At 66.5% G+C, this 26,228-nt stretch carries 26 protein-coding genes, 1 tRNA gene and 1 other RNA gene; 18 read left to right on the forward strand and 10 right to left on the reverse strand.

Going from position 1 to position 26,228, the window contains the following annotated elements; all coding sequences use genetic code 11:
- Nucleotides 1-101 precede the first annotated feature (101 nt).
- A complete protein-coding gene (locus CXY78_RS08665) occupies nucleotides 102-1,523 on the forward strand; it encodes a dicarboxylate/amino acid:cation symporter (protein WP_104088993.1) in 1,422 nt (473 codons plus the stop codon).
- 126 nt (nucleotides 1,524-1,649) lie between these two features.
- Here the strand turns inward: CXY78_RS08665 and CXY78_RS08670 are convergent, their stop codons facing one another.
- The 3 genes from CXY78_RS08670 to CXY78_RS08675 all read right to left on the reverse strand — a co-directional run bounded on the left by CXY78_RS08670 (nucleotide 1,650) and on the right by CXY78_RS08675 (nucleotide 4,602).
- The gene (locus CXY78_RS08670; RefSeq protein ID WP_104088994.1) at nucleotides 1,650-2,879 is read right to left on the reverse strand and encodes an NAD(P)/FAD-dependent oxidoreductase; all 1,230 of its coding nucleotides are present in this window, start codon (nucleotides 2,877-2,879) and stop codon (nucleotides 1,650-1,652) included.
- A 163-nt stretch (nucleotides 2,880-3,042) separates the two neighbouring features.
- Complete coding sequence (locus tag CXY78_RS21240; protein ID WP_167552427.1) at nucleotides 3,043-3,180, reverse strand: hypothetical protein; 138 nt, start codon at nucleotides 3,178-3,180, stop codon at nucleotides 3,043-3,045.
- 96 nt (nucleotides 3,181-3,276) lie between these two features.
- On the reverse strand, nucleotides 3,277-4,602 hold the full coding sequence (locus tag CXY78_RS08675; protein ID WP_104088996.1) for an MFS transporter: 1,326 nt from the start codon (nucleotides 4,600-4,602) through the stop codon (nucleotides 3,277-3,279).
- A gap of 324 nt (nucleotides 4,603-4,926) precedes the next feature.
- On the opposite strand from CXY78_RS08675, the gene CXY78_RS08680 reads away from it, so the two are divergent.
- Together CXY78_RS08680 and CXY78_RS08685 are read left to right on the forward strand one after the other, a co-directional pair.
- Entirely contained in the window at nucleotides 4,927-5,442 is a 516-nt protein-coding gene (locus CXY78_RS08680) for a molybdenum cofactor biosynthesis protein B (protein WP_233197454.1), read from the forward strand.
- Nucleotides 5,442-5,906 carry a molybdenum cofactor biosynthesis protein MoaE gene (locus CXY78_RS08685; protein ID WP_092340341.1) on the forward strand — a complete coding sequence of 155 codons (465 nt, stop codon included), beginning with the start codon at nucleotides 5,442-5,444 and terminating at the stop codon, nucleotides 5,904-5,906. Before CXY78_RS08680 ends, CXY78_RS08685 begins: the two co-directional genes overlap by 1 nt.
- A gap of 109 nt (nucleotides 5,907-6,015) precedes the next feature.
- On the opposite strand, the gene CXY78_RS08690 is transcribed toward CXY78_RS08685, so the two are convergent.
- The 6 genes from CXY78_RS08690 to CXY78_RS08715 form a co-directional block, all read right to left on the reverse strand.
- A complete protein-coding gene (locus CXY78_RS08690; RefSeq protein WP_092340340.1) occupies nucleotides 6,016-6,255 on the reverse strand; it encodes a MoaD/ThiS family protein in 240 nt (79 codons plus the stop codon).
- On the reverse strand, nucleotides 6,255-6,527 hold the full coding sequence (locus CXY78_RS08695; RefSeq protein WP_092340339.1) for a DUF6457 domain-containing protein: 273 nt from the start codon (nucleotides 6,525-6,527) through the stop codon (nucleotides 6,255-6,257). Before CXY78_RS08695 ends, CXY78_RS08690 begins: the two co-directional genes overlap by 1 nt.
- Nucleotides 6,524-7,210 (reverse strand): molybdenum cofactor guanylyltransferase, encoded by a 687-nt coding sequence (locus tag CXY78_RS08700; protein WP_092340338.1) that lies wholly within the window; start codon nucleotides 7,208-7,210, stop codon nucleotides 6,524-6,526. Before CXY78_RS08700 ends, CXY78_RS08695 begins: the two co-directional genes overlap by 4 nt.
- Nucleotides 7,211-7,367: 157 nt before the next feature.
- Nucleotides 7,368-7,877, reverse strand: a complete 510-nt coding sequence (moaC, locus tag CXY78_RS08705; RefSeq protein WP_092340337.1) for a cyclic pyranopterin monophosphate synthase MoaC — start codon at nucleotides 7,875-7,877, stop codon at nucleotides 7,368-7,370.
- Complete coding sequence (gene glp, locus CXY78_RS08710) at nucleotides 7,874-9,523, reverse strand: gephyrin-like molybdotransferase Glp (RefSeq protein WP_092340336.1); 1,650 nt, start codon at nucleotides 9,521-9,523, stop codon at nucleotides 7,874-7,876. Before glp ends, moaC begins: the two co-directional genes overlap by 4 nt.
- Before the next feature lie 3 nt (nucleotides 9,524-9,526).
- Entirely contained in the window at nucleotides 9,527-10,828 is a 1,302-nt protein-coding gene (locus CXY78_RS08715; RefSeq protein WP_104088997.1) for a ThiF family adenylyltransferase, read from the reverse strand.
- Between the two features lie 320 nt (nucleotides 10,829-11,148).
- Between CXY78_RS08715 and CXY78_RS08720 the strand changes: the two genes are divergently transcribed.
- The 10 genes from CXY78_RS08720 to CXY78_RS08765 all read left to right on the forward strand — a co-directional run bounded on the left by CXY78_RS08720 (nucleotide 11,149) and on the right by CXY78_RS08765 (nucleotide 18,701).
- The gene (locus tag CXY78_RS08720; protein WP_104088999.1) at nucleotides 11,149-11,553 is read left to right on the forward strand and encodes a molybdopterin-binding protein; all 405 of its coding nucleotides are present in this window, start codon (nucleotides 11,149-11,151) and stop codon (nucleotides 11,551-11,553) included.
- The gene (gene modA / locus CXY78_RS08725) at nucleotides 11,550-12,323 is read left to right on the forward strand and encodes a molybdate ABC transporter substrate-binding protein (RefSeq protein WP_092340333.1); all 774 of its coding nucleotides are present in this window, start codon (nucleotides 11,550-11,552) and stop codon (nucleotides 12,321-12,323) included. The genes CXY78_RS08720 and modA overlap by 4 nt, the downstream gene beginning before the upstream one ends.
- Before the next feature lie 163 nt (nucleotides 12,324-12,486).
- Nucleotides 12,487-13,269: an ABC transporter permease gene (locus CXY78_RS08730; RefSeq protein ID WP_092340332.1), complete on the forward strand. Its 783-nt coding sequence runs from the start codon at nucleotides 12,487-12,489 to the stop codon at nucleotides 13,267-13,269.
- Nucleotides 13,266-14,429: a sulfate/molybdate ABC transporter ATP-binding protein gene (locus CXY78_RS08735; protein ID WP_092340331.1), complete on the forward strand. Its 1,164-nt coding sequence runs from the start codon at nucleotides 13,266-13,268 to the stop codon at nucleotides 14,427-14,429. The genes CXY78_RS08730 and CXY78_RS08735 overlap by 4 nt, the downstream gene beginning before the upstream one ends.
- A 57-nt stretch (nucleotides 14,430-14,486) precedes the next feature.
- Nucleotides 14,487-14,750, forward strand: coding sequence for a hypothetical protein (locus CXY78_RS08740; protein ID WP_134505135.1), 264 nt, complete (start codon nucleotides 14,487-14,489; stop codon nucleotides 14,748-14,750).
- A gap of 26 nt (nucleotides 14,751-14,776) precedes the next feature.
- On the forward strand, nucleotides 14,777-16,468 hold the full coding sequence (locus CXY78_RS08745; protein WP_104089000.1) for a hypothetical protein: 1,692 nt from the start codon (nucleotides 14,777-14,779) through the stop codon (nucleotides 16,466-16,468).
- 98 nt (nucleotides 16,469-16,566) lie between these two features.
- On the forward strand, nucleotides 16,567-16,974 hold the full coding sequence (locus CXY78_RS08750) for a hypothetical protein (protein WP_140425677.1): 408 nt from the start codon (nucleotides 16,567-16,569) through the stop codon (nucleotides 16,972-16,974).
- Between the two features lie 141 nt (nucleotides 16,975-17,115).
- Nucleotides 17,116-17,520: a hypothetical protein gene (locus CXY78_RS08755; RefSeq protein ID WP_104089003.1), complete on the forward strand. Its 405-nt coding sequence runs from the start codon at nucleotides 17,116-17,118 to the stop codon at nucleotides 17,518-17,520.
- Nucleotides 17,521-17,633: 113 nt separating this feature from the next.
- A complete protein-coding gene (locus tag CXY78_RS08760) occupies nucleotides 17,634-18,137 on the forward strand; it encodes a hypothetical protein (protein ID WP_104089005.1) in 504 nt (167 codons plus the stop codon).
- Between the two features lie 51 nt (nucleotides 18,138-18,188).
- Nucleotides 18,189-18,701, forward strand: coding sequence for a DUF664 domain-containing protein (locus CXY78_RS08765; RefSeq protein ID WP_092340325.1), 513 nt, complete (start codon nucleotides 18,189-18,191; stop codon nucleotides 18,699-18,701).
- Between the two features lie 258 nt (nucleotides 18,702-18,959).
- Here the strand turns inward: CXY78_RS08765 and CXY78_RS08770 are convergent.
- Nucleotides 18,960-19,047 (reverse strand) — tRNA-Ser (locus tag CXY78_RS08770).
- Nucleotides 19,048-19,170: 123 nt separating this feature from the next.
- Between CXY78_RS08770 and ffs the strand changes: the two genes are divergently transcribed.
- From ffs to CXY78_RS21015, 5 genes are all read left to right on the forward strand, one after another.
- An RNA gene (gene ffs / locus CXY78_RS08775) (signal recognition particle sRNA small type) lies at nucleotides 19,171-19,267 on the forward strand.
- 279 nt (nucleotides 19,268-19,546) lie between these two features.
- The gene (locus CXY78_RS08780; protein ID WP_092340324.1) at nucleotides 19,547-22,012 is read left to right on the forward strand and encodes a phosphoketolase; all 2,466 of its coding nucleotides are present in this window, start codon (nucleotides 19,547-19,549) and stop codon (nucleotides 22,010-22,012) included.
- Nucleotides 22,013-22,137: 125 nt separating this feature from the next.
- A complete protein-coding gene (gene pta, locus CXY78_RS08785; RefSeq protein ID WP_104089199.1) occupies nucleotides 22,138-24,348 on the forward strand; it encodes a phosphate acetyltransferase in 2,211 nt (736 codons plus the stop codon).
- Nucleotides 24,345-25,595 carry an acetate/propionate family kinase gene (locus tag CXY78_RS08790; protein WP_104089006.1) on the forward strand — a complete coding sequence of 417 codons (1,251 nt, stop codon included), beginning with the start codon at nucleotides 24,345-24,347 and terminating at the stop codon, nucleotides 25,593-25,595. Before pta ends, CXY78_RS08790 begins: the two co-directional genes overlap by 4 nt.
- Nucleotides 25,596-25,775: 180 nt before the next feature.
- Nucleotides 25,776-26,201 (forward strand): hypothetical protein, encoded by a 426-nt coding sequence (locus CXY78_RS21015; protein ID WP_140426005.1) that lies wholly within the window; start codon nucleotides 25,776-25,778, stop codon nucleotides 26,199-26,201.
- The last annotated feature ends 27 nt before the right edge of the window (nucleotides 26,202-26,228 follow it).

Raw genomic sequence — 26,228 nt, forward strand, 5'->3', positions numbered from 1 at the left:
GGGCCCCGTTCCAGCCTTGGGGATAAAGGCGTCTGCACGCGGCGGTGGAATCTCAAGGGGCTCCCGTCTCGCGGGACCGGGGGCGTCAGCGTGACTCACGAATGACAATAGAAAGTGTCGAACCAGTGACTTCAGTAGTTCCCGTCAGTACCCGCGGCAGCAGATTTCCCAAATGGGTGCGCTCGTTCGGCGTTCAGATCATCGCTGCTCTCATCATCGGTCTGGGCCTCGGACTCGTGGCGAAATACACCGGCAGTACCGAAGCGAATCCCAACGGTCTCGGTGCGACCCTGAAAATTATCGGGTCGAGCTACGTCTCGCTGCTGCAGGCTGCCGTCGTACCGCTCATCTTCACGGCCGTGGTCAGTTCCATTGCGAACCTGCGCGAAGTGTCGAACGCGGCGAAGCTGGCCTGGAACACGCTTCTCTGGTTTGCTATCACCGCGCTGATTGCGGTTCTGATCGGCATCGGGCTGGGCGTTCTGGTGCGACCGGGAGCAGGAACGGGCATCACCGAGAATGCCGAATACTCCGGCAAGACCGGGGACTGGTGGGCATTTTTGACCGGGCTCTTCCCGAAGAACTTCCTCGGACTCGGCGCCAATACCTCCGTCGTTGATGGCGTCGCGAGCACCACCGTCAACTTCAACGTGTTGCAGATTCTCGTCATCGCCATCGTGGTGGGCATTGCCGCGTTGAAGGTGGGTAAAGCTGCCGAACCATTCCTGAATCTCAATGCGTCAGCCCTCGCGGTCATTCAAAAGGTGCTGTGGTGGATTATTCGCATCGCGCCGCTCGGCACGATCGGCCTGATTGGTAATGCCGTCGCGGTCTACGGCTGGGACACCATGGGATCGCTCGGCAAGTTCGCAGTCACCATCTACATTGGCCTGATCCTGGTGCTGTTCGTGGTCTACCCGGTGCTGATCAAGTCTCACGGTCTGTCCGTCAAGCAGTACTACTCCGGTGTCTGGCCGGCCGTTCAGCTGGGCTTCGTGTCGCGCTCATCCATCGGTACCCTTCCGCTGACGCAGCGCGTCACGGAGCGCAGCATGGGCGTACCGCGCGGATATGCATCCTTTGCTGTTCCGCTGGGAGCGACGACCAAGATGGATGGTTGCGCGGCTATCTACCCCGCCGTCGCCGCCATCTTTGTGGCACAGTTCTTCGGAATTCAGCTGGACTTCACCCAGTACCTTCTTATCGTTTTGGTCTCCGTATTGGGTTCTGCCGCCACGGCCGGCACCACTGGCGCCGTCGTCATGCTGACGCTGACCCTGTCAACGCTGGGTCTGCCGTTGGCCGGGGTTGGCCTTCTGCTGGCCATCGATCCGCTCATCGACATGGGTCGCACCGCCGTGAACGTGGCGGGACAGGCCCTCGTGCCCACGATCGTGGCCAAGCGCCAGGGCATCCTCGACGAGACGCTGTACAACGCCCCGCGAACCTCGCAGCCCTTTACGGACGATTCGGACGTCTCCATCGAATCGACGCCGACTGAGCGGGCCGAAGCTCGGGTCTAGCTCACCCGCGCTGGGTGGGGACCGAGGGGGCGCAAATCGATCTAAAACCGGCCGTAAAAGGTCGATTTGCGCCCCCTCACGGCTGGTGCGTGGGCATCCGCTTGCCGCCGTCGTGAGCCAGGGCCGCTAGACCTGGTCGAGGGGGATCGACTCGTCGGCGAGGCGAGCAGGATCGACCGGCTCGTCCCGACGAATCAGAGCCTGAACGGTGTCATTGACGTCCCAGACGTTAACGTTCATGCCTGCGACGACGCGGCCGGCCTGCTGCCAGAACACGATGAACTCGCGGGAATCCCGGTTGCCGCGGTAGACCAGCTCGGCGCCGTCGGCCAATATGCCGAATCCGGAATATTCCATGCCGAGGTCGAACTGGTCGGTGTAGAAGTAGGGAATGGCATCGAACGAAACGCTCTGGCCGAGCATGGCTCGGGCCGCAGCCGGACCGCCGTTCAGGGCGTTCGCCCAGTGCTCACTGCGCAGTCGCGCTTTGATGAGCGGATGCTCCGCGTTGGCCACATCGCCCGCCGCGAACACGTGGGGATCGCTGGTTTTCAGGCTCGCGCTGACCAGGATTCCATTGTCGACCGCGAGCCCGGCCTTCTGGGCGAGTTCGACGTTTGGAACCGCACCGATGCCCACCAGAACGAGGTCGGCCGGCACGGTTTCGCCGCCGGCCAGGAGCACTCCGGTCACCCGGCCATCCATTCCGACCAGGCCGTCGACGGTCACGGAGCGGCGGATGACCACTCCGTTGCGCTCGTGCAGGCTCGCGAACATATCGCCGAGCTCGTCGCCGAGAGCCGCAGCAAGCGGTACCGGGCCGCGTTCCAGGATGGTGACCTCGTTGCCGAGTGTGCGGGCGGTCGCGGCGACCTCCATGCCGATCCAGCCGGATCCCACGACGACGAGCCGCTTGCCGCCGTCAGCCAGAACGGAGTGCAGCAGGTCGGAGTGGTCGAGGGTGCGCAGGTAGTGCACCCCGCCGAGGTTTGCACCCGGCACCGTCAGGCGTCGCGGCCGGGAGCCGGTGGTCAGGAGCAGTCGGTCGTAGCTCAGTTGCGCGCCGTCGTCGGTGTCGAGCAGGTGCGCGCCGAGGTCGAGGGTCACCGCGCGGGTGCCGGAGTGCAGCTGCACCTCATGGTCGGGATACCAACTCGCACTCTGCACGAAGACTGAGTCGCGTTCGGCCGTGCCGGCCAGATAATCCTTCGACAGCGGCGGACGAATATATGGCGGGTGCTCTTCGGCTCCGATCAAGTGAATCTCCCCGTCGAAGCCTTCCTCGCGCAAGGCTCGGGCAGCGCTGGCCCCCGCAAGCGCTGCTCCCACGATGACAAAAATCTGCTGGCCCGCCATGACTGGTCCTTCCTCGGAGGTGTGCTCTTGACTGTACGAGAGTTTGCCCGCTGGGGGGCGGTGCAATCGTACCCGGGGAACTCAGTCGTGACGCGAGTTGCCGGGTGGAGGACGGTTTGCGCAGGCGGCGGGGAAGCATCCGTCTAAAAGTGGATGCCCCCGGTCACGACGGCGAGACCACGGTGTCGCAGCGCCAGCAGGCCGCGGGGAGCTCGCCGGAAACGTAGGCGCCGCACTCGGGGCAGACTTGCTCAAGCCAGCAGACCGGGTCGCCGCCGATCGGTTCGTCAGATCTGCTCATCGTTGACCTCCTCCTTTCAGTATGAACCCCGGCGGGCATGAAAAGACCCGAGGCCCCCCGCTGGAGGAGGAGGGGGCCTCGGGTGGGCGTCGAGCGTCAGCTCGGGTTGGGCGCGCCGGGGCGCGCGTAGTAGAACCAGGCCAGGCCGGTGCAGAGCACGCAGAACGCCGAGCAGCCGATGAAGAAGGCGGTCGGGCTCATGGCGGTGAGGGCCATGCCCACGATGAACGGTCCGAAGGCGGCGATCGCAGCGGTCCAGCCGATCGCGCCGCCGGCCTGGCGCTTGGGGAAGATCATCGGCATCTGCTTGAACGTTCCGGCGTTGGCCAGTCCGGAGAAGAAGAAGATGATGATCATGCCGGTGAGAAAGCCGTAGAACTCGTCAACACTCGTCGGAGTGAGAAAGAACACCGTGACGATCGTGCCGACCGTCATGCCCGCGCCGCCGATGAACGTGAAGATGGCGCCGCCGAACCGGTCACAGAGCGGGCCGCAGGCCGCGCGCACGAGGGCGCCGACCACCGGGCCGATGAAGGCGAAGGCGAGCGGGTTGGGTGCATCCGGAAAGTCGCCGTAGACGTTGAGAATGATCAGGCCCATCTGCGCGGCCAGGCCGCTGAAGGCGCCGAAACTCATGAGGTAGATGGCGGTCATGATCCAGGTGTGCTTGACCTTGAAGATGTCGAGCTGCTGACGAAAGTTGGCCTTGATCGGCACGCGCTTCAGAAAGAGCAGGGCGAGAATGACCGCGAGGATCACCCAGGGAATGAGCACGAGTCCGCCGTTGTGCAGCCAGACCAGTTCGCCGTTCGAGTCGCTCTCCGGGGTGAGGGCGGCGGTGCCGAGCAGACCGAAACCGACCACCCACGGGGTGAGCAGCTGAATCAGGCCGATGCCGAAGTTGCCGAGGCCCGCCTGCAGACCGAGGGCGGTTCCGGCCAGGCGCTTCGGGAAGAAATAGCTGGTCGAAGCCATAAAACCGGAGAAGCTGCCTCCTCCGATACCGGCCGCGAACGACAGCGCGAGCAGCACCCAGTAGGGGGTGGAGACGTCGCGGGCGACGAGGGTCCAGCCGATCATCGGCAGCAACAGCAGTGCGCTGGACAGGGCGACGAGCACCCGGGTGCCGAGAATCGGCGGCAAGAACATGAAGACGAGCCGCAGCAGGCCGGCAGCGAGGCCGGGCAACGCGACGAGCCAGTACAGCTGGCTGGTGCTCAGGTCGAAGCCGATGTCATTTAGCCGCGGGGCGATCGCGCTGACCAGGTACCAGGCCGCGAAGCCGAGGGTCATGCTGAAGGTAGTGATCCACAGGGTGCGCCAGGCGAGATGGGAATCCCACGTTTCCTCCTTCTCCGGATCCCAGTTGGAGAGGTCCGGCTTCAGCGTGGACGTGACGCGTGGGGGTGAGACGGTTGACATGTTTTCCTCGGCTGGTTGTCGGGCAGGCCGCCCGGTTCGCAACCAGCTTGTTCGTTCGGGCTTCAGGGTGCATTGGGCAAACACCGTGACAAATGATTCCAACGGATGCCGATGGCTGGCGTGCGCCCCGCTGCGACCGCTCGTGGCACTCGTTCGCTCCGTTGGCACGTGTTCAAACCAGTGCCACGTTCCCCAATACGTGCCGTGACGCATCTGCTGGTGCCGCCACCCGTTGATCAAGCGTGCCGAGATCGCCGTCGTCCAATGCGACCCTGTCTGCGGTCGCCGGGGGGCGGCATCCGCTCGCCGCGGTACTGTGGAACGGTGAAAACTCAGCTCAAGCTCGGGGCCGAACTCGGGGCCGTCGTGATCACCGTGTCTGATCGCTGTTCGCGCGGCGAACGCGAAGATAAATCAGGCCCGGCCGCCGTCGATGCGCTGGGGGAGGTTGGCATTCCCTGCGGGCCACCACGCGTAGTGCCCGACGGCATTGAGAGCGTGGCCGGGGCGATCTCGGGCGCGCTCGGCCACGGCGCTCGCCTCGTCGTGACGACCGGCGGCACCGGGGTCTCGTCGCGCGACCTCACCCCCGAGGGCACTGCCACGCTGCTGCACACGATTCTGCCGGGCATCTCCGAGCGGATGCGCGCCGTCAGCGTCGCGACGATCCCTACCGCCGTGCTCTCCCGCGGCATCGCCGGCATCGCCGATTCGGTCGGCAACAACGGCGCGCTGGTCGTGAACCTGCCCGGTTCGGTGGGCGCGGTGCGCGACGGTGTGGCCATTCTCGCGCCGCTGGTGCGGCACGTCATCGATCAGCTCGACGGAGGAGACCACTGATGGGCGCTGGCACCTCGGACCTCTCGGGTAACTCAGATGCGGCAGGGCTCGGCTTCGCCCGGGTGACCGAATCACGCCTAGACGTCAGCGAGCACATTTCGGCCGTATCGGGCCGGTCGCACGGCGCAGTCGTGACCTTCATCGGCCAGGTGCGCGACCACGACCCGGATGCCACCGGCCGCGTGACGGGCCTCGATTACAGCGCTCACCCCGACGCTGAGCGCATTATCGGCGAAATCGCGGAAAGGATGCGGGCGCAGCATCCGCTCGTGGTTTTGGCGGTCAGCCACCGCATCGGACACCTCGACGTCGGCGACCTGGCCCTGGTGGCGGCGGTCGCGAGTGCGCACCGCGGCGTCGCTTTCGCGGCCTGCGAGAGCCTGGTCGAGGCCGTGAAGGCTGAGGTTCCGATCTGGAAGAAGCAGTATGAGGTCGACGGAACGCATTCCTGGGTCGGTTTGTAGCGTTTGTAGCCGGGTGGGTGTGCAGAACTGCGGAGACCTGCGCGAAATCGGCCGATTCAGCGCGCGATCAGGGGCATTCAGCGGAAATCTCCGCGGTTGTGAACGGTGCTCAGCCGCCGGCGAAGGGCGGCAGCACGTCGACCGCGTCGGTGGGCGCGAGCGGGACCGCGTCATCCGTGGCGCGCGTACCGTTCACGAGCAGGGAACACAGCCGGAGCACGCGCACGAACTCGTTGCCGTAGCGCTCGCCGAGCTCGGCGCGGAGTTCGCCGATCGTGCCAGCCTCGAGCGTGGCCGTCTCCGTCTGGGCGGCTTCGGCAGCTCCGGCGAAGAAGCGCAGGGTCGCCATCACAGTTTCTCGGGTGCCCAGTCGCGGGCGAGTTCGCTCGCGGCGGCGCAGGCGGCTTCAATGTCGGCTCCGGTTCCACCGTTCTTCGCGGCGGCGAGCCCGATCAGAAAAGTGCTGAGCGGTGCGGCCGGCCGCGCCACATTGTGGGCGACGTCGCGGGCGACGTCGAGCAGATCGCCGACGGGAACGTCGGCCGGGTCAAGCTGGAGCCGATCGGCGAGTGCCGTGAGCCAGCCGTCGAGCGCTTCGGGAGGCAGCGGTGTTGAGCTCATTGGGGGTCACTCCTCGGGTTGGGCTGAATCTCGGTGAGACGTGCGGAACTTCTCTCAACATCCTGCCACGTGTCCACGTCGATTCCGGCTCCGGATTCGTCGAGCAGTCCCTTGAGGTTGAGTCCGGCGAGCAGCTGCCGCATGCTGGCGCCGTCGACGCGGTCGCCCAGGCTTGCCACAGCAGCGCGCAGGGCGGTGCCGCGATAGATCCCGGCGAGCCACTGGGCGTGGCCGCTGCTGTCGATGAGATGCACACCGTCGCACTGCTCCCCGATGCTCTCGAAAGCGGATGCTGCCGCAACCAGCAGGCGCGCGGCATCCGCTCCCCGGGGCAGGTCGCAGGCGAGCACGAGCAGCCAATCGGCCGGTTCGTCGAAATGTTGCTCGCCCTGTGCCCCCTGTGCGGCGAGTCCGGCCGCGATGCCAGCGACCGGTCCGCCATATGGCGGGTCTTCCAGCGCCCAGATGATTGCGGAGTCCGGTGTCGGCGCGGTGGGGGCTTGCGTCGCGGCGGCCCGAGCACTGGGCGGGCCGACCACGACCGTGTGGCGGGCGAGGGGACGGGCGTCGAGCACGCGGGAGAGGAGCGTGCGTCCGGCCACCTCGACCGCCGGCTTGAATGCGCCGCCGAGGCGGGTGCCGCGGCCGCCCGCGAGTACGATCAGGTCGGGTTGTACAGTCATGAGGCTTGGCGAGCGGATGGCCGCGCCCGATACTGGTGCGCGCTACGGTAACCGGCGTCGCGGCCAACCGTTTCGGGCGCGCTCACGGTGGTGGCGGGTGCGGGGCATCCGTTTTGGGCGAAGAAATGCGTCATCAACGGAGCAGACGCCGGCAGGGTCACGCGCGCAGCCAGTCGCCGCTCTTGCCGCCGCTCTTGGCGAGCAGGCGCACGTTCTCGATCGTGACCGATTTGTCGAGGCCCTTGACCATGTCAACCACGGCGAGGGCGGCGACCGAGACGGCGGTGAATGCCTCCATCTCGACACCGGTGCGGTCAGCGGTGCGCACTGTGGCTGTGATGCTCACCCGGTCATCCTCGACGACGAGGTCGACGACGGCGCCGTGCACGCCGATCACGTGGGCGAGGGGGAGCAGGTCGGCGGTCTTCTTGGCACCTTGGATTCCGGCGATGCGGGCCACGGCGAGCACGTCGCCCTTGGGCGCGGTGCCGTCACGGAGGGCCGCGATCACGGTCGGGCCGCAGCGCACGAAGCCGGCGGCGGTGGCGCTGCGCACGGTGGGAACTTTGTTGGTCACGTCGACCATGCGGGCCTGTCCGGCCGAGTCGAGGTGGGTGAACAGCTGAGCGGGAACGGTCGCGCCGGCCGTGTCGGTGGTGTGCGTCATGATGTCAGCATGACAGTGATGCGGTCGCCACCGCGAATGTGAGTCGTGTCTTCGGGCACGATGGCGAGTCCGTTGGCCTGCGCCAGGCCGGCGACGAGGTGCGAACCCGACCCTCCGCGGGAGGCCGGGCGTACTTCGGAGCGGATGCTGCCGGTGCTGGCACTCGTGCTCCCCTCGGCGGTGATGACGGCGGGTGCATGCTCGATCACGGTTCGGTGCGTCACGATCACGGGCATGTACTGGGCGCGTCCGGGCGGCGAGTTCCAGCCGTCGGCGACGGTGGCCGTGATCGTGCGGCGATGCAGGGCCGGGTGGTCTGGTGACGGTTGGTCCAGCGACGTGGCAGTGGTCCCGACGGTATGAGCCTCGGTGTCGGTGCGCATGGCCCCGTCGTTCGGTGCGGTCGCCGTTTCGTCTGCTGGGTCGATCGGGTCAGCCAGGCCGTGGCCGAGCAGACGCCGCAGCGCCGGCCGCACGAACACCTCGAAGGACACGTACGCGCTCACCGGGTTGCCGGGTAGGGCGAAGATGAGCGGTCCGGGTACGTCGCCCGTGGCGGGCCAGCGTCCGAAGCCCTGTGGCTTGCCGGGTTGCATCTTGACCGGGCCGAAATCCACAGTGCCGAGCGGTTTCAGTACGGCTTTGACCACGTCGTACGCTCCGACGCTCACACCGCCGGAGAGCACGATCACGTCGACCGTGCCGGCCAACTCGGTCAGCAGGGCGCGCAGCACGTCGTCGTCGTCGGGCACGGCGCCGATCCGCACGGGAATACCGCCGGCCTCAGCGACGGCCGCCGAGAGCAGAAAGGAGTTGGAATCGGGAATCTGGCCGCGACGGGTCGGGCTGCCGGGGGTGACGAGTTCGCTCCCGGTCGAGATGACGGCTACGCGCGGCGCTGGATGCACGAGCACAGAGCGGGTTCCGGCGCTCGCCGCTGCGGCGACCCGGGTGGGCCAGAGCACGCTGCCCGCGCGCAGCACCCGATCGCCCGCGTGGGCGTCTTCGCCGGCACGACGCACGTGAGCTGCGACATCGGGCGCCCGCACGATCGTGACCAGTTCGGTGCCCTGGTCGGTGTCTTCGATCGGTACGACGGCATCCGCTCCGTCGGGAATTGGCGCGCCCGTCATGATGCGCGCCACCTGCCCGGGAACGAGGCGTGGGTTCTCTGCGGTGCCGGCAGCGAGATCGGCGACGACCGGCAGGGTGATCGGATTCTGAGCGGATGCCCTGAGCAGGTCAGCGCGGATGACGGCGTAGCCGTCCATCGCGGAGTTGTCGAACGGAGGCGTGTCGGTCACCGTGAGCACGTCTTCGGCCAGCACCAGCCCGCGGGCGGCGTCGAGCTCGACCCGCACGGGCAGCAGCGGAGCCACGCTGCCGAGCACGACCGCGAGTTGCTCGGAAACGGTGCGCGCGGTCGCGGCGGGGGCACAGGCATCCGCTCGGTCGGGGTGTGCGTGATCGTTCTCTCGATGGCCGGACGTGACCTCGCGTGAATCGGATGCCTCGTCGGGTCCAGCGTGACGGTGTGCGGCCCCCGCGTGATCGCCAGACCTGACCTCGTGTGAATCGGAGGAGCCAGTCGCGTCGGTCGAAGCTGGAGCTTCCGAGGAGGCGGCGTGTCGTTCGTTGTCGGTCACCGCTCAGACCAGGCTGTCGGACTGGCTGGCACTGCCAGCGTCGTCGCGCGCCGAGGCGTGCCGCCCGGCCGGGGCGGGCTCTGGCGCGGCCCAGCGACTACCGAATCCGGGAGCTCGCCCGGCGGTGACGAGGTCATCCCAGGCGAGGATCCCTCCGGTGAACACCGACACATCGGCGAATCCGGCCTCACGCAGGGCGTTCGCGGCCCGCGCTGCCCGACCGCCAGCGTGGCAGTGCACAATCAGCGGCATGTCCGTCGGCAGCGCGGCGCGGCCGCTGGCCGACAGTACGCCGTCCGTCAACAGTTCGCCGAGCGGCAACAGTCGGGCCGTGGGAATCGAGCTTTCAGCGAATTCGCTCGGCTCGCGCACGTCCACGACGAGAAAGTTGTCGGTACCGGCGCCCTGGGCGACGAGGCGGTCGACGAGCTCGACGCTGGTGACCTCGGGGGTGCTGGTCATCGCCACTCGAGCGGCTTCCTCGGCTTGTTCGGCGGCTCGTTCGGCCGCGGTCGGCTCGGCGGCAATGCCGGTCCCGAGCAACGGAATCTCGCTGAACCGGCCCGACAACGCGTCGATCACGAGTACGCGGCCAATCAGCGGCGAGCCGATCCCGGTGATGAGCTTGATGGTTTCGGTCGCCATGAGCGACCCGACCTGGCCACACAGCGCGCCGAGCACACCCGCGTCGGCGCAGTTCGGCACTTCGCCCGCGGCTGGCGGCGTGGGAAACAGATCGCGCAGGTGCACACCGGTCACGCCGGAACCCTCCGGCGGAGTGGCCCAGAACACCGAGAGCTGGGCGTCGAATCGCAAAACGGATGCCCACACCAGCGGCAGCCTGAGCCGCGCGCAGGTGTCGTTCACGAGGAACCGGGTCGGAAAGTTGTCGGTGCCATCGATGACCACGTCGTAGCCGCCGATGATCTCGGCTGCGTTGGCCGCGACGAGGCGTTCGGCGTGCCGAACGACCCTGGTCTCGGGGGCGATCTCAATGATGCGCTCGGCGGCGCTGTCTACCTTCGGGCGGCCGACATCCGCTTGCCCGTGGGCAATTTGGCGCTGCAGGTTGCTGGGTTCCACGTCGTCGCCGTCGACGACGCCGATGGTGCCGACGCCGGCCGCGGCCAGGTAGAGCAGGGCGGGCGAGCCGAGCCCGCCGGCGCCGAGCACGAGCACCCGGGCGTTGGCGAGGCGGCGCTGGCCGAGTTCATTGAGCTGGGGGAGGCGACGCTGCCGGGCAGTACGCGCGGATTCGGACGCGCTGAGCTGATCAACGGGCTCAACAAGGGGAGGAATAGCCATGGCTTAACGCTAGGCGCTGCGGGGCCTCGCGGCCACCCGCATCCGTTCATCGGTGTTCCACCGGCATAACTCCTGCAATTTCTCGAGGCCCGAGCCGACATGCCCCTGTTTCAGCGGTAGTCGAGAGCCCCGGCGAGCAATTTGCAGGAGTTATGACGGATGCCTCGGTGGCTAAATCAGGAAATCGTCGGCCGGATGAGCCCATGCAGCGTCAACGTGGCAGGTTCGACCGGGATTTCCTGAAGTAGCCACGGGCGCCGGGGGACACCGTTCAACAGACAGGCTGCCCAAACCGCAGATGCGGTGCTATTGTGCCATTTATGACGCAATATCGGATCAGTGAGGCCGCCGGGTTGCTTGGTGTCAGCGATGACACCGTGCGACGCTGGGTAGACGGTGGCCGTCTCGCCGCGGATGCCGACGCATCCGGTCGTCTCGCCGTCGATGGAGCCGCGCTCGCCGCCTTCGCCGTCGACCAGGCAAGCACCCCGACCGACCCGTCCACAGTGGGCCGCAGCGCCCGCAACCGGTTTGTCGGCATCGTCACCGCCATCACCACGGACACGGTCATGGCCCAGGTCGAGTTGCAGTGTGGCCCGCATCGCGTCGTCTCGCTCATGTCGAGCGAGGCCGTGCGCGAACTCGGCCTCGAGATCGGCTCGCTCAGCGTGGCCGTGATCAAGGCCACCAACGTGATCGTCGAAACTCCGGGACGGATGCTGTGACCCGCCTGTCCCTCGCCGCCCTGGCCGTGCTCGCCCTGGCCCTCACCGGCTGCGCGCCGTCAACCGCCCCGAATATCGCCGCTGCCAGCGCGACCGCAGACCAAACCCTCAGTGTCTACGCGGCCGCTTCCCTCAACCCGGCCTTCGACGAGCTCGCCACCCTGCTGGAGAAGCAGAACCCGGGCGTCGACGTGCAGGTCACCTACGACGGATCCTCCACCCTCGCTACCCAGATCGAGGCCGGCGCGCCCGCCGACGTGTTCGCGAGCGCCGACCAGAAGAACATGCAGCCGCTGGCCGACGGCGGGCTCACCGGCCCGGCCACCCTATTCGCCGGCAACACGCTTCGCATCGCGGTTGCCCCCGGCAACCCGCTGGGCATCGAGAACCTCGAAGATCTCGCCCGCTCCGGTGTGATCACCGTGCTGTGCGCGGCGCAGGTGCCGTGTGGGGCGGCATCCGCTACCCTGCTCGCCAATGCTGGGGTCATTCTCACGCCCGCGAGTGAGGAGCAGAATGTGACGGCTGTCGTCACTAAGGTCGCCAGCGGCGAAGCGGATGCCGGCCTCGTCTACGCGACGGACGTCGCCGCGAACCCCGGCCGCATCGAGGGCGTGACCCCGGCCGGAGCGGACGCGGTCGTCGGGCACTATCCGATCGCCGTCGTCAAGGAGAGTGCGCACGCTGAGACCGCCCAGGCCTTCGTCGACCTCGTGCTCTCGCCCGCCGGGCAGGCCGTGCTGGCCGCCCACGGTTTTCTCGCTCCGTGAGGGTTCTTCTGCCCTGCCGCCCAAGCATCCGCGGGACACCGGGCCCACCTTGTGGCCACGGGCCCAGTTTAGAAACTGGGCCCGTGGACGGGGCCCGGGCCCCGTCCGTTACGTACCGGACCCGGAGCGCGCACTCGCGCAGGCCGCACCGGAGGGCGAGCGCATGATCCCGCGCCTGCTTTATGTGCCCGCGAGCATCGGCCTCGCTCTGCTCGTGCTTCCGCTCGCCGGACTCCTGCTCAAGGTCGACTGGCCCAGCCTGCCCGCCCTGCTCCTCTCGCCGGAAGCCCTGCAGCCGCTGGGACTCTCGCTCGCGACGGCATCCGTTTCGACCGTGCTCTGCCTGCTGCTCGGAGTGCCGCTCGCCGTCGTCATCGCCCGTTCCAGACCGCGCCTGGCCGGCGTGCTGCGGGCACTCGTCACCGTGCCGCTCGTGCTGCCGCCCCTCGTCGGCGGCATCGCACTGCTCTCCCTGCTCGGCCGCAATGGTGTGCTCGGCAACACCCTTGAGCTCGCCGGGCTGCGCATTCCGTTCACGACGACCGCGGTCGTGATCGCGCAAACTTTTGTGGCGCTCCCTTTTCTCGTGATCGCGGTCGAGGGTGCGCTGCGCACCGCCGGCGTGCGTTACGAACGCGTCGCCGCCACCCTCGGCGCCCATCGCGGCACCGTCTTCGCCCGCATCACGCTGCCGCTCGTCGGTCCCGGCCTGCTCGCCGGCACGGTATTGAGCTTTGCCCGCGCCCTCGGCGAATTCGGCGCGACCGCTCTGTTCGCTGGCAACCAGGCCGGAGTCACGCGCACCATGCCCCTTGCCATTTACACCGCGTTCAACGGTTCTGGCGTCACGACCGACCAGGCCGTGGCACTGTCGTTGCTGCTCATCGCGGTCGCCGTGATCATCCTCGTGCTGGTCGGAACCCGCCGGGCGAGCGTGCTCTCATGACCCCGGCCCTCTGGAAATCCGCCGCCAACGCCCTGCTCGAGGCGAACCTGCAGCTCACTCGCGGCTCGTTCACCCTCGACGTGCAGCTCTCCCTTGCGCCCGGCGAAGTGCTGGCGCTGCTCGGACCGAACGGCTCGGGCAAATCGACCGTGCTCGATCTGCTCGCCGGCCTCGCCGCGCCCGACCACGGCACGGTCACCATCGACGGCGCCGTGCTCACCGCCCCCGGCCGCTTCGTAGCCCCAGAGCGCCGGGCCATCGGGCTGCTCGGGCAAGACCCGCTGCTGTTTCCGCACCTCAGCGCCCGATCCAACGTGGCGTTCGCGCTGTGCGTCGGCGAGGCCCAATTGAGCGCCGCCCAGGCCCGAAAAGAGGCCGACCGCTGGCTCGACCGCGTCGGCCTGAACGGCTTCGGCGGCAGCAAACCGGCGGCACTCTCTGGCGGACAGCAGCAGCGCGTCGCCCTCGCGCGGGCCCTCGCGGCCGGGCCGCGCGTGCTCCTGCTCGACGAACCCATGGCCGCCCTCGACGCGGAGACCGCGCCGTTCATGCGCCAGCTCATTCGCGAGCAGCTGGCCGAAACCGGCACGAGCGCAATCATCGTCACCCATGACATCGTCGACGCGGTCGTGCTCGCCGATCGCGTCGCTGTGCTGCACGACGGGGCCCTCATCGACGAGGGCACGACCGCAGCAGTGCTCGCTGCCCCGCGCAACCCGTTCGTCGCGGCCCTCGCCGGCGTCAACCTCGTAGTCGGCAGCGTGCAGAACGGCGCGGTCGCCGCCCCCGACGGCCGTATCTTCCACGTTCGCCCAGCGGATGCCGCCGCCCTCACGCCCGCGTCTTCCGGCACTCCGGCGTCGGCGAGCGCCATCACCCTCGGCGGGGCCGACCAGAACGTTCCAGCCGCGGCCGTCTTTCGCCCGGCATCCGTCGTCGTGCAAACCGAACAGCCGCGTCACGCGAGCCCGCGCAACGTCTGGTCGGCCCGGGTGACCGGCATCGAGCCCGGCAGCGGCGGCGTGCGCCTGCGCACGAGCGGCGACCCCGAGGTCATCGCCGAACTCACCCCCGCCGCCGTTGCCGACCTCGGCCTGCAACTCGGCTCCACCGTCTGGCTCTCGGTCAAAGCCACCGAGGTCAGCGCTTTCCGCCGCTAAGCTCGAGCAGGGGGCACGTCGATTTGTAGCCGGGGGATGCTGATGCCGACTTTGCGGGTGACTGATTCGGTGCTGGACGGCCTGTCGACGACCCTGTCCGGGGCCGCGGCACAGCTGAGCTTTTCCGACTGGATATTTCGCTGGCCAGAGGGTGCCCTGCAGAGCGACTCGGTCGCGGCTGCCTTGCGCGACGCGACGTCCCAGCAGAGCGCACGAGCCGACCTGGCCGCGCTGGCGCTGACCGCGCTCGGCGACTTCCCGAGCACCGTGGCTGAAAATTTTCACGCGACCGACTCCGCCCTCGGCCGGCAGGCGAACTGACCATTTGGACCGTCGCCAATCCGGGGTTGGGTGAGCCAGACAGCATCCTGTCCAAGGCCCGTACGCGTTCCGGCAAAGCGGGTGCCCTCCGCACCCTGCAAACAGCGCTCGCCGCCGCGCAAGCCCAGGCTGCAACGACCGACTGGACCGCGGTCTCCCGCGACGCCTTCGTGGAACGCCTCGTGGGCCTGGTTCCCGAGATAGACCTGCTGATTCGCGGGCTGGACGCGCAGGCCGCCGCCCTCGAAACATATTCCGTCACGGTCGACGAACTTCAGGGCGAGCAGCGCCTGCTCGCAGCGCGGCGCACCACCGCCGACAGCGACCTCTCCGACCTGCAATTCGGTAAAACCGACTTCACCACCCCGGGCGACACCTTCATCTTCATGCCCACTGATGTTCGCCAGACTCGGCAGGAGGAGGCCTTCGAGACCACCTACGCGCAGATCGCCGCCATCGATGTGCTCTGGGACGAACTCGCGACGCGGCGCCGCACCGCCGATGCCACCTGTGTGCGCGACCTCGGGTCGGACCAAGTGCTCGGTGCGACCGCGTGGTTCGGCACGAACGCAGCAGTGCGCGGCTCGGTCGACGACCTGATCGCCCGCATGAATACGCTGTCGGAAGCCGATCTGGCCGTGCTGATCGCTACCAATTCCGACCTGGTGAAGCGGATGCTGACGGCCACCCCCGAGACCGTCCCCGAGCGGTGGCAGCAGCTGGGCGAACCCGCTCAGCTCGCCCTCATCGCCGGGGCCCCGGCCCTGCTCGGATCGTTGAACGGACTACCAGCCCTCGCCCGCGTCGCCGCCAACCGCCTCAACGCCAGCACCAGAATCACCGAAATCGACGCCGAATCCGCCAAGCTCGACGCTGAAAACGCCGGTATGGACCGCACGCGGGGCCGGTGGAAGCAGAGTTACGGCAGAAGTGACCAGATCGCCAAGGAACTCGAACAGCTGGAGGACGAGCGCAGCTACCTGCAGCGAACGGTCGACGGCAAGAATCAGCTCTACCTCTACGATCATGAGGGCGCGCGCATCATCGAAATGCGCGGAACGCCGTCAAGTGAAACGCGTCAGCGCATCTCCTACGTGCCCGGCACGATGAGCAATATGGACATGTTCTACGACGGCTCGGTCCAAACGGTGTCCCAGTGGTTCGTCGACAATCATCCGGACACTGTTGCGTTCATCTACAAGGATGATCTCTTTCCCGGAGACTCAGACGGCACTCGTGGTGGCCTGGCCAAAGGAATCCCCAATGCGAATAGCGCAGACTTCGCCGAACAAACCGGCCCGGTCCTGGCCGCCTTCGAAACGGGCCTGGCCACGGACCCCCTGTTCGCCGCCGCCACCTCGACCGCCATCGGCCACAGCTGGGGGCTCGCCAACATCACCTCGGCGGAAGTATCCGGAGCCCACTACGACTCGGTGGTCTCCCTGTCGGGAGCGTGGATGCCAAAAGACTGGACAGCCGATTCAACCACTACCTACGCCGACTTCTCCTACGAAGACATTCTGCAGGTCGCACAGGGCACTGGTGGCGTCGGCGACGGCAACAATCCGCGGTCCAGGGACGCATTTGACTCCGGGCCGTATTATGAGGGGCCAAAATGGTATCCGACCGTGATGGTGGACAATCACAGCCTCGTGGCTACTGACGACCCGCGCAACAATAAGGTCTTCAGAGACCTCGAGAAGTGGATGTACAAGTGAAATCGACGATCATTGCTGGCATAGGAGCTGGCGTACTCGTCCTGGGGCTGGGACTCACCGCTTGCGCACCACCTTCCGGTGCAGAGAAGGAGACCGCCATGGACTTGCAGACAGCCAAGGGCATCGCGATGGCGATGGAGGACGAGGCAGCACTCTTGGTGCCGCCGGAAAATGTAGCGGACCAGACTCAACGGAAGACTGCGCACCTGCTTGGTTGTGGGAATGGAGGTCATCAGTGGTCCGGGAGGACTGTTGTGACCTTTGCGGGTGGCGTTGACCCCCAGAGCGTTGTTGACAGCATTTCAGCGGCGTGGCAGCTCAAAAATGGTGTCACAGTGGATCAGGATGCCTTCAACACTGGTAACGATGCCGAAGTCGACATGACGGTCGCGACAGGCGGGTTCTATACAGCAGCCATTTGGAATTCGGGCACGCAGCTCTACATCACGTCGTTCTCGCCCTGTTTCGAGCTTGAGGAAGGGCAACATCCGTCGGATGAGTATTAGGCGCGTCGGATGGTGAACGCAAACAGCCGGCCGGCACGGCGGATTTCTCGAGTGAGTCGTCGACGCATCGGGGCCGCAATGCTTGCCGTGGCGTGCTCCGTCGCGCTGTCGTCGTGCGCGTCAACGAACGAGTCAGCCACCATGGATCTCCAGACGGCGAAGGGCATCGCGATGGCGATGGAGGACGAGACCGCACTCTTGGTGCCGCCGGAGGATGTAGCGGACCAGACTCATATGAAATCTTCATTCCTGCTCGGCTGTACTGATGAAACCTATCAGTGGTCGGGTAGAACGATTCTGACATTTTCTGGCGAGGTGGACACTCAAGGTATTGTCGACCGCATCGCGGCGGCTTGGAAAGTCAAGGAAGGCGTCACCGTCGAGGAGGATGACACCACGGGCGATGATGCCCAGGTTGATATGCGTGTTGCCACGGGTGGGTTCTACAATGCGGCCATCTGGAATTCGGGCACGCAAGTGTACATTACTTCGTTCTCGCCGTGTTTCGAGCTGGAGGGCGGCACGAAGCCGGGCATGAAGTACTGAGGAGTCCATGTGCCCAGCGAGACAGGTCTCTCCGATGGATGCCACAACCTCGTCGCCACTGACGATGTGAATAATCGAGAAGTTGTCAGAGACCTTCAGGAGCTGATTTACGGATGAATCCCAAGCGAAAATACGTGGCTGTCCTCGGGATGCTTACCCTTACGGCGTTGTTGGCGTCGTGCACAATGATGAATGAGGGAAGTGATGCCTCCATGGATCTGCAGACAGCTAAGGGCATCGCAATGGCGATGGAGGATGAGACTGCGGCTTTCGTTCCCGTTGAAAATGTCGGCGATCAGACCCAGACGCAGAAGGCGCATCTCTTGGGGTGCGCGAATGATCAGTTGGCTTGGCCCGGTCGAACGACCGTCACTTTGATCGGTGATGTCGATTCTGAGGCCATGATCGAAATTATTGCCGCGGCATGGGAGAAGGAGGACGGCGTGGTGGTCGAAAGGCGCAAAACCAGGCAGGGGGCACCGCGGGTGGATATGACGGGCGCTCAAGGCGACTTCTACAGCGCGTCGATCGGGGCTCCCGGCACCGAACTGAAAATTACGTCGTTCTCACCGTGTTTCGATCTGGAGGAGGGCCAGCATCCGTCGGATGAGTACTAGGACGGCAGAATGACCAGCCGGGGTACGTTAAAAGAACGACCAAGGAGACCCATGACCCCCACCGAACTTCTCATCGAAGAGTTCTCCCGCATCCAGGGCACGGTGCATCGCACCCTGAAAAATGCCACCGTCGCCACGCTCACCTTTCGAGCGGATGCCGACGCCAACACCATTGCGTGGCTCACCTGGCACCTGTCCCGCGTGCAGGACGACCACCTCGCCGACCTCGCCGGTATCGAGCAGGTGTACATCGGCCAGGGCTGGGCTGAACGATTCGACCTGCCGTTCGGGCCGACGGCGACCGGCTACGGGCATACCTCCGCCGATGTCGCCGCCGTGCGCGCCGACGCCGACCTGCTCGGCGGCTACTACGACGCCGTGCACAGCGCGAGCATCGCCTACCTGGCCACCCTGAGCGCGGCAGACCTCGACCGGGTCATCGACGAGTCCTGGACCCCCGTCGTCACGCTCGGTGTGCGCCTGGCCAGTGTGCTCTCCGACGACCTGCAGCACGCCGGACAGGCCGCCTTCGTGCGCGGCCTCGCCGACCGCGCCGGCGTCTAGCGTCCCCGCTCCGCCGAGGGGGAGCGGGCTGCGGGCATCCGTGTGGCGGAGAATGGGGGATTCGGACCCTGCGAATGGGGTTTGTGCTTTCACCCAACACGCTGCGGTAACACTGTGGCGGAGAATGGGGGATTCGAGCCCTGCGAATGGGGTTTGTGCTTTCACCCAACACGCTGCGGTAACACTGTGGCGGAGAATGGGGGATTCGGACCCTGCGAATTGGCGTTGTGCGTCACCCAACACGCTGCGGTAACACTGTGGCGGAGAATGGGGGATTCGAACCCCCGAGGGCTTTCACCCAACACGCTTTCCAAGCGTGCGCCATAGGCCACTAGGCGAATTCTCCTGGCCGCCGTTGCAATAAAGCAACGGCACCAGAGAATCTTACCTGTTTCCAGCGGATGCCGCCGCCACCTCCGCAGACCGCCCCCCCGGTTGGTGCCGCCCAGCGTCGTACCCTAAACTGAACTTCGGCTCCTCGTGTGGCGCCACCTTGGCCAATTCCCCCAGGACGGAAACGTAGCAAGGGTAACCGGGCTCTGGCGGGTGCGCGAGGGGTCTTTTTCGTATCCATGACCCGCAAGGGTAACCGGGGCTGCGCCACTGTGCCGAGGTGCGCGAGGAGTCTTTTCTATGCCCATTCTGCCCGCGAGAGCGCAAAAAGTGCCCGATTGAGGGTCTCAAACGGGCACTTTTTGCGCTTTCGCGCGACGATCGCGTGGAGATCGTGGCCCCCATTTAGCCGAGTACGCGGTTGTTGGGACCTTTGGCACTTGGCCGGTCGGCGAGGCTCAATAGGATGGAAGGAGCGCGGCTGTGTCGCCGCGCGACAACGCGGAGGACCGATGATCGACGATTCCGGCACCATGACCTGGCCCTCGCGCGCGCCAAAACCCCTCAGTGCAGCGGCCTTGGCGAGCATCGACGCCTGGTGGCGGGCCGCTAATTACCTCGCTGTTGGCCAGATCTACTTGCTCGGCAACGCCCTGCTGAAAGAGGCGCTGACCCGCGACCACGTCAAACCGCGCCTGCTCGGCCACTGGGGAACCACGCCCGGCCTCAACTTTCTCTACGCGCACCTGAACCGTGCGATCGCCGAACGCAGCCAGAGCACCATCTACATCACCGGCCCCGGCCACGGCGGCCCCGGCATGGTCGCCAACGCCTACCTCGACGGCACTTACACCGAGGTCTACGCCGACATCGAGCAGAACGAGCACGGCGTGCAGAAGCTGTTTCGCCAGTTCTCCTTTCCCGGCGGCATCCCCAGCCACGCCTCGCCCGAGCTGCCCGGATCCATCCACGAGGGCGGCGAACTCGGCTACGCCCTCAGCCACGCCTACGGCGCCGCGTTTGACAACCCGAACCTGCTCGTGGCCGCGGTGGTCGGCGACGGTGAGGCCGAAACTGGCCCGCTTGCCACCAGCTGGCACTCCAACAAGTTCATCAACCCGCTGCTGGACGGCGTCGTGCTGCCCATTTTGCACCTCAACGGGTACAAGATCGCCAACCCCACGGTGCTGGCGCGCATCCCCGAAGACGAGCTGCTCGATCTGATGCGCGGCTACGGTCACACTCCGTATATAGTGAGCGGCGGTTTTGACGGCGAAGACCCGATGCTCGTGCACGCCCGCATGGCCGAGACCCTCGACCTGGTGCTCAACCAGATCGCCGAGATCAAGGCCGCCGCCGCCCAGGCTGCCGCAAACAATGAGGACTTCGCCCGCCCGCGCTGGCCCATGATCATCCTCCGCACCCCCAAGGGCTGGACCTGCCCCGCCCGTATCGACGATGTGCAGGTCGAGAACACGTGGCGCGCGCACCAGGTTCCGCTGGCAAATGCCCGCGACACCCCGGCGCACACCGCTCTGCTCGAACAGTGGATGCTGTCCTACCGTCCCGCAGACCTGTTCGACCAAGACGGTGCTCCCGTGAAACAGATCACCGACCTCGCCCCTCACGGCGACCTGCGCATGAGCGCCAACCCGATCGCCAACGGCGGACTCCTGCGCCGCGACCTGCACCTGCCCGACTTTCGCGATTTCGCCGTCGACGTGCCCGAGCCGGGTGCAACGCTGAACGAGGCTACGCGCGTGCTGGGCGGCTACCTGGCCGAGGTCATCCGTTTGAATCCGCAGAATTTTCGCATATTCGGGCCTGATGAGACCGCGTCGAACCGGCTGGCCCCGCCGGTCTACGAGGTAACCGACAAGCAGTGGAACGCCGAGCTGAAACCCGGCGACACCAACCTGGCCCGCGCTGGCCGCGTCATGGAGATGCTGAGCGAGCACCAGTGTCAGGGCTGGCTCGAGGGCTACCTGCTCACCGGGCGGCACGGGCTGTTCAACTGCTACGAAGCGTTCATCCACATCGTGGATTCCATGTTCAACCAGCACGCCAAGTGGCTCAAGGTGACCGCCGAGATCCCGTGGCGGGCGCCGATCGCGAGCCTCAACTACCTGCTGAGCTCGCACGTCTGGCGGCAGGACCACAACGGGTTCAGCCACCAGGATCCGGGTTTCATCGACCACGTCGTCAACAAGAGCGCCGACGTCGTGCGGGTCTACCTGCCCTTCGATGCGAACACGCTGCTCTCCACCTACGACCACTGCCTGCGCAGCGTCAACTATGTCAACATCGTCGTGGCGGGCAAGCAGCCGGCGCCGAACCTGCTCACGATGGAGCAGGCCGTCGCGCACTGCACCCGTGGCCTCGGCATCTTCGACTGGGCTGGCACCGAGGTTGCCGGTCTCGCCCCCGATGTCGTGCTTGCCGCCGCCGGCGATGTGCCCACGCTCGAGGTGCTCGCCGCCGCCGAGATTCTGCGCGAGAACCTGCCCGGGCTCATGGTGCGGGTCGTGAACGTCGTCGACCTGATGCGCCTGCAGTCCGAGGATGACCACCCGCACGGCCTGAGCGACAGCGCCTTCGACGCCGTCTTCACGCCGGACAAGCCCATCATCTTCGCCTATCACGGCTATCCGTGGCTCATTCATCGGCTCACCTACAAGCGCCACGGCCACGAGAACCTGCACGCCCGCGGCTACAAGGAGATCGGCACCACGACGACCCCGTTCGACATGGTCATGCTCAACGACCTCGACCGGTACCACCTCGTTATGGACGTCATCGACCGCACCCCCGGGCTCGCCGCCCGCGCTGGCCTGCTGCGGCAGCAGATGCAGGATGCCCGCCTCGCCGCCCGCCAATACACCCGCGACCACGGCGAAGACGTTCCGTCCATCACGAACTGGTCCTGGTCTTCCCAAGCGGATGCCGCCGCCGCCGAGACCGGCGCCGACAATGTCTAGCCGCGGCACCGCGTCGCGTGGCTGGTTTGACGCGTTCGCTCGCGAACCGCGAAGGCCGGATGTCTCGCCCAGCGTCTGACCCACGCCCCACACTCTCCCAACCCGAATACGCTTGAATGGACATCGTGGCTCGAAGCATCTATATCACCAGCGCCGAAGGTAATACCGGCAAATCCTCGATTGCGCTCGGCGTGGTCGACACGCTCACCCACCTGGTGGAACGGGTCGGCGTGTTCCGCCCGGTCGCTCGCACCGCAACCGAACCCGACTACGTCGTCGAGCTCCTGCTGCGTCACCTGCAGGCCAATGCCGGCCCCGGTTCCGCGGCCGGGCAGACCTACGAGCAGAGCATCGGTGTCAGCTACGACGACGTCAACACCGACCCCGACGCCGCCCTGGCCGTGATCGTCGCCCGATACAAGGCGATCGAAGCCAACTGCGACACGGTCGTCGTCATCGGCAGCGACTACACCGACGTCGGCAGTCCTACCGAGCTGGCTTTCAATGCCCGCATCGCCGCGAACCTCGGAGCCCCTGTGCTACTCGTGCTCGGCGGTCGCGTCGGCCCCGGCGAGGGCGAACGCCTCGGCCAGAGCGACGCCCGTTCGGCCGTGGACATCGGCCAGCAGACCGACGTGGCGCTGGCGGAACTGCGCGACGAACACGCATCCATTCTGGCGATCATCGTCAACCGGGCCGACGAAACCGCCTTGGCCGAGATTATCGACTCGGTGCGGGCTACGACCAACGCCCAGCCGGCGCGCTCGGGCGGAGCCTTCGGCGTGCCGATCTGGGCCATTCCCGAAGATCCCTACCTTGTCGCCCCGAGCATGCAGAGCATCATGGAGGCCACCGAGGGCCACCTGATCAAGGGTGACCCCGCCCTGCTCGCCCGCGAGGCGCTCGGCGTTGTCGTCGCCGCCATGTCCATGGTCAACGTACTGCCGCGCCTCATCGAGGGCGCCGTCGTCGTCGTTCCGGGCGACCGCGAAGACGTGCTGCTGGCCGTGCTGCTGGCCAACGCCTCCGCCACCTTCCCCTCGATTGCCGGAATCGTGCTGAACGGCGGTTTCGACCTCCCCGACGCTATCCAGCAGCTGATGGAGGGCCTCGCGCCCTCGCTGCCGATCATTCGCACCTCGCTCGGTTCCTACGACACGACCATGCGCATCACCCGCACCCGCGGACGCCTCGCCGCCGACTCGCAGCGCAAGCACGACACTGCGCTGGCGTTGTTCGAGACGCACGTCGACGCGGCGGCCCTGCTCGACCGGCTCGATGTGAGTCGGGCCGAAGTCGTCACGCCGCTCATGTTCGAGTACGCGCTGCTCGAGCGGGCGCGCCAGAACCGCCAGCACATCGTGCTGCCGGAGGGGGAGGACGACCGCGTGTTGCGCGCTGCCGCCACCTTGCTGGCCCGCGATGTGGTCGAGCTGACCATTCTCGGCGAAGAGTTCGAGGTGCGCTCGCGCGCCATCGGCCTTGGTCTCGATATCTCCAAGGCCCACGTGGTGAGCCCCTATGACGACCTGCTGCGCCTCAAATTCGCGCAGGAATATATGCAGTTGCGGGCACATAAGGGAATCACGCTGGATCAAGCCAACGAAACCGTCACCGACGTGAGCTACTTCGGCACGATGATGGTGCAGCTCGGGCTCGCCGATGGCATGGTCTCCGGCGCCACCCACACCACCGCGCACACCATTCGGCCAAGCTTCGAGATCATCAAGACGCAGGTCGGCGTCGGCGTGGTGTCGAGTGTGTTCCTCATGGCGCTCGCCGACCGCGTGCTGGTCTACGGTGACTGCGCCGTCATTCCGGTACCTACCGCCGAGCAGCTCGCCGACATCGCCATCTCCGCTGCCGCCACGGCGGTGCAGTTCGGCATCGAGCCGCGCATCGCCATGCTGTCGTACTCCACCGGGTCTTCCGGAGAGGGCGCCGACGTCGAGAAGGTGCGCACCGCCACCGCCCTCGTGCGGGAGCGCCGCCCCGATCTGCTGGTCGAGGGCCCGATTCAGTACGATGCCGCAGCGGATGCCGCTGTCGCCGCCACAAAGATGCCCGGTTCCAGCGTGGCCGGGCGCGCCACCGTGTTCATCTTCCCCGACCTCAACACCGGCAATAACACGTACAAGGCCGTGCAGCGGAGCGCCGGCGCGGTCGCGATCGGCCCCGTGTTGCAGGGTTTGCGCAAGGCGATCAACGACCTCTCTCGCGGCGCCCTGGTACAGGACATCGTGAATACCGTCGCGATCACCGCCATCCAGGCTGCCGGCCTGACGGATGCCGCGGTGCCGGCCCTTGACGCCACCCCGGCCGGAGCCACCCGATGACCGCCGTTCTGGTCGTCAACTCCGGTTCGAGCTCCTTCAAATACCAGCTCATTGAGATGGACACCGAGACCACCCTGGCGAGCGGAATGGTGGAGCGCATCGGCGAGGTCGTCGGCGATTCCGTGCACTCCATCGCCGGGGTGAAGGCCGAGGTATCGGCGGCGGAGGCTTCTGCGGAGACGCACGTTCCGGCATCCGCTGATCGAAAGTGGAAGCGCGAGCTGCCCATTCCCGACCACACGGCCGGATTCGCCGTGATGCTCGAAGCGTTCCGGGCCCACGGGCCGTCGCTTGCGCGGCACGTTCCGGTGGCCGTCGGGCACCGCGTCGTGCACGGCGGAGCCCGCTTTCACCAGCCGACCCTCGTCACGCCGCAGGTTGAGAAGGACATCGACGAGCTGTCGGGGCTGGCGCCGCTGCACAATCCGGGCGCGCTGCAGGGCATCGTCGCGGCCGTCGAGGCATTCGCTGACGTGCCGCACGTGGCCATTTTCGACACGGCATTTCACCAGACGCTGCCGCCCGAAGCCTTCACCTACGCGATCAATGCCGATCTGGCCGAGCGGTATCGCATCCGTCGCTATGGTTTTCACGGCACCAGCCATGGCTTTGTGGCGCGCGAGGCGGCGAACTTTCTGCAGCGACCGGTCGAAGACCTCAACCAGATCGTGCTGCACCTCGGCAATGGCGGGTCGGCCTGCGCGGTCGAGGGCGGCCGCTCGGTCGAGACCAGTATGGGCATGACACCGCTCGAGGGACTCGTCATGGGCACCCGCTCCGGCGACATCGACCCGGGCGTGCTGTTCCACCTGCATCGCCGGGCCGGACTCGACTTTCCCGAGATCGACAAACTACTCAACCGGGGCAGCGGACTACTCGGTCTGACCGGGCGGGGCGATATGCGCGACGTGATCGTGGCCGCGACCGCTGGCGACGGGCCGTCGCAGCTCGCGATCGACGTTTACGTGCACCGGGTTAAGGACTACGTCGGGGCGTATTATGCCCAGCTCGGACGGGTCGACGTGATCTCCTTCACCGCCGGTGTCGGCGAGAACGCGCCGCTCGTGCGCGAGCGCGCCCTTGCCGGGCTGGAGGCCCTGGGTATTCGCATCGACCCCGAGCGCAATGCCGCCGCCGCGCGCGGCGCCCGCGTGATCAGCGCCGACGACTCCGCGGTCACGGTGCTCGTGATTCCGACCAACGAGGAGCTCGAGATCGCCCGCCAGACCCTGGCGACGGTGCGCTGACCCCGCCCCAGGCTTGGCCTCCCGCGCTCGCCGTGCAGAACTGCGGAGATTCGCGCGTTCAGCCCAGAATCTGGCGTGATTGGGGCGATTTCTGCCATATCTCCGCCGTTACGAACGGCGCTTCCAGGCTGCTGCGTCCTCAGCGTCGTTCACCATGCGACGTACCGTCTCGAGGGTAGTGTGCCACGTGTCGAAGATGTGTGGCCTGGACAAGCGGAGGACCCGAATCCCCTGCCGTTCAACTTCGCGATCTTTGCTGCGGTCGGGCAGAAATCGTTCCGGACCGTGCCATTCTTCACCGTCGGTCTCTATTCCGACGCACCCATTCACGAGCATGTCGACGCGGCCAGCACCCGGCACATAAAATTGTGTCGCGACCCGAAAGCCCGCGCGGATGAACCCCACCCGGCTGAACGTTTCAAATCCGGACTGCGCCCCGCGATCGAGGAGGCGCAGCAACGCGCGCAGGTGGTCAGGGGCCAGACGGAGGAGCTCTTCGAGGTCGTCCTCCGTGATGAACCTCATGAAAAGCGCGGACTCCAGGCATGCCAGCGCGTCGACATCGTCGAGGCACGACAACGCTTGCAGCACGGCGTCAAACGGTGATACTTCGAACACCGGTGCCCAGCAGTG

The organism is Cryobacterium sp. N19 (genome assembly GCF_002929595.1).
Lineage (GTDB): Bacteria > Actinomycetota > Actinomycetes > Actinomycetales > Microbacteriaceae > Cryobacterium > Cryobacterium flavum.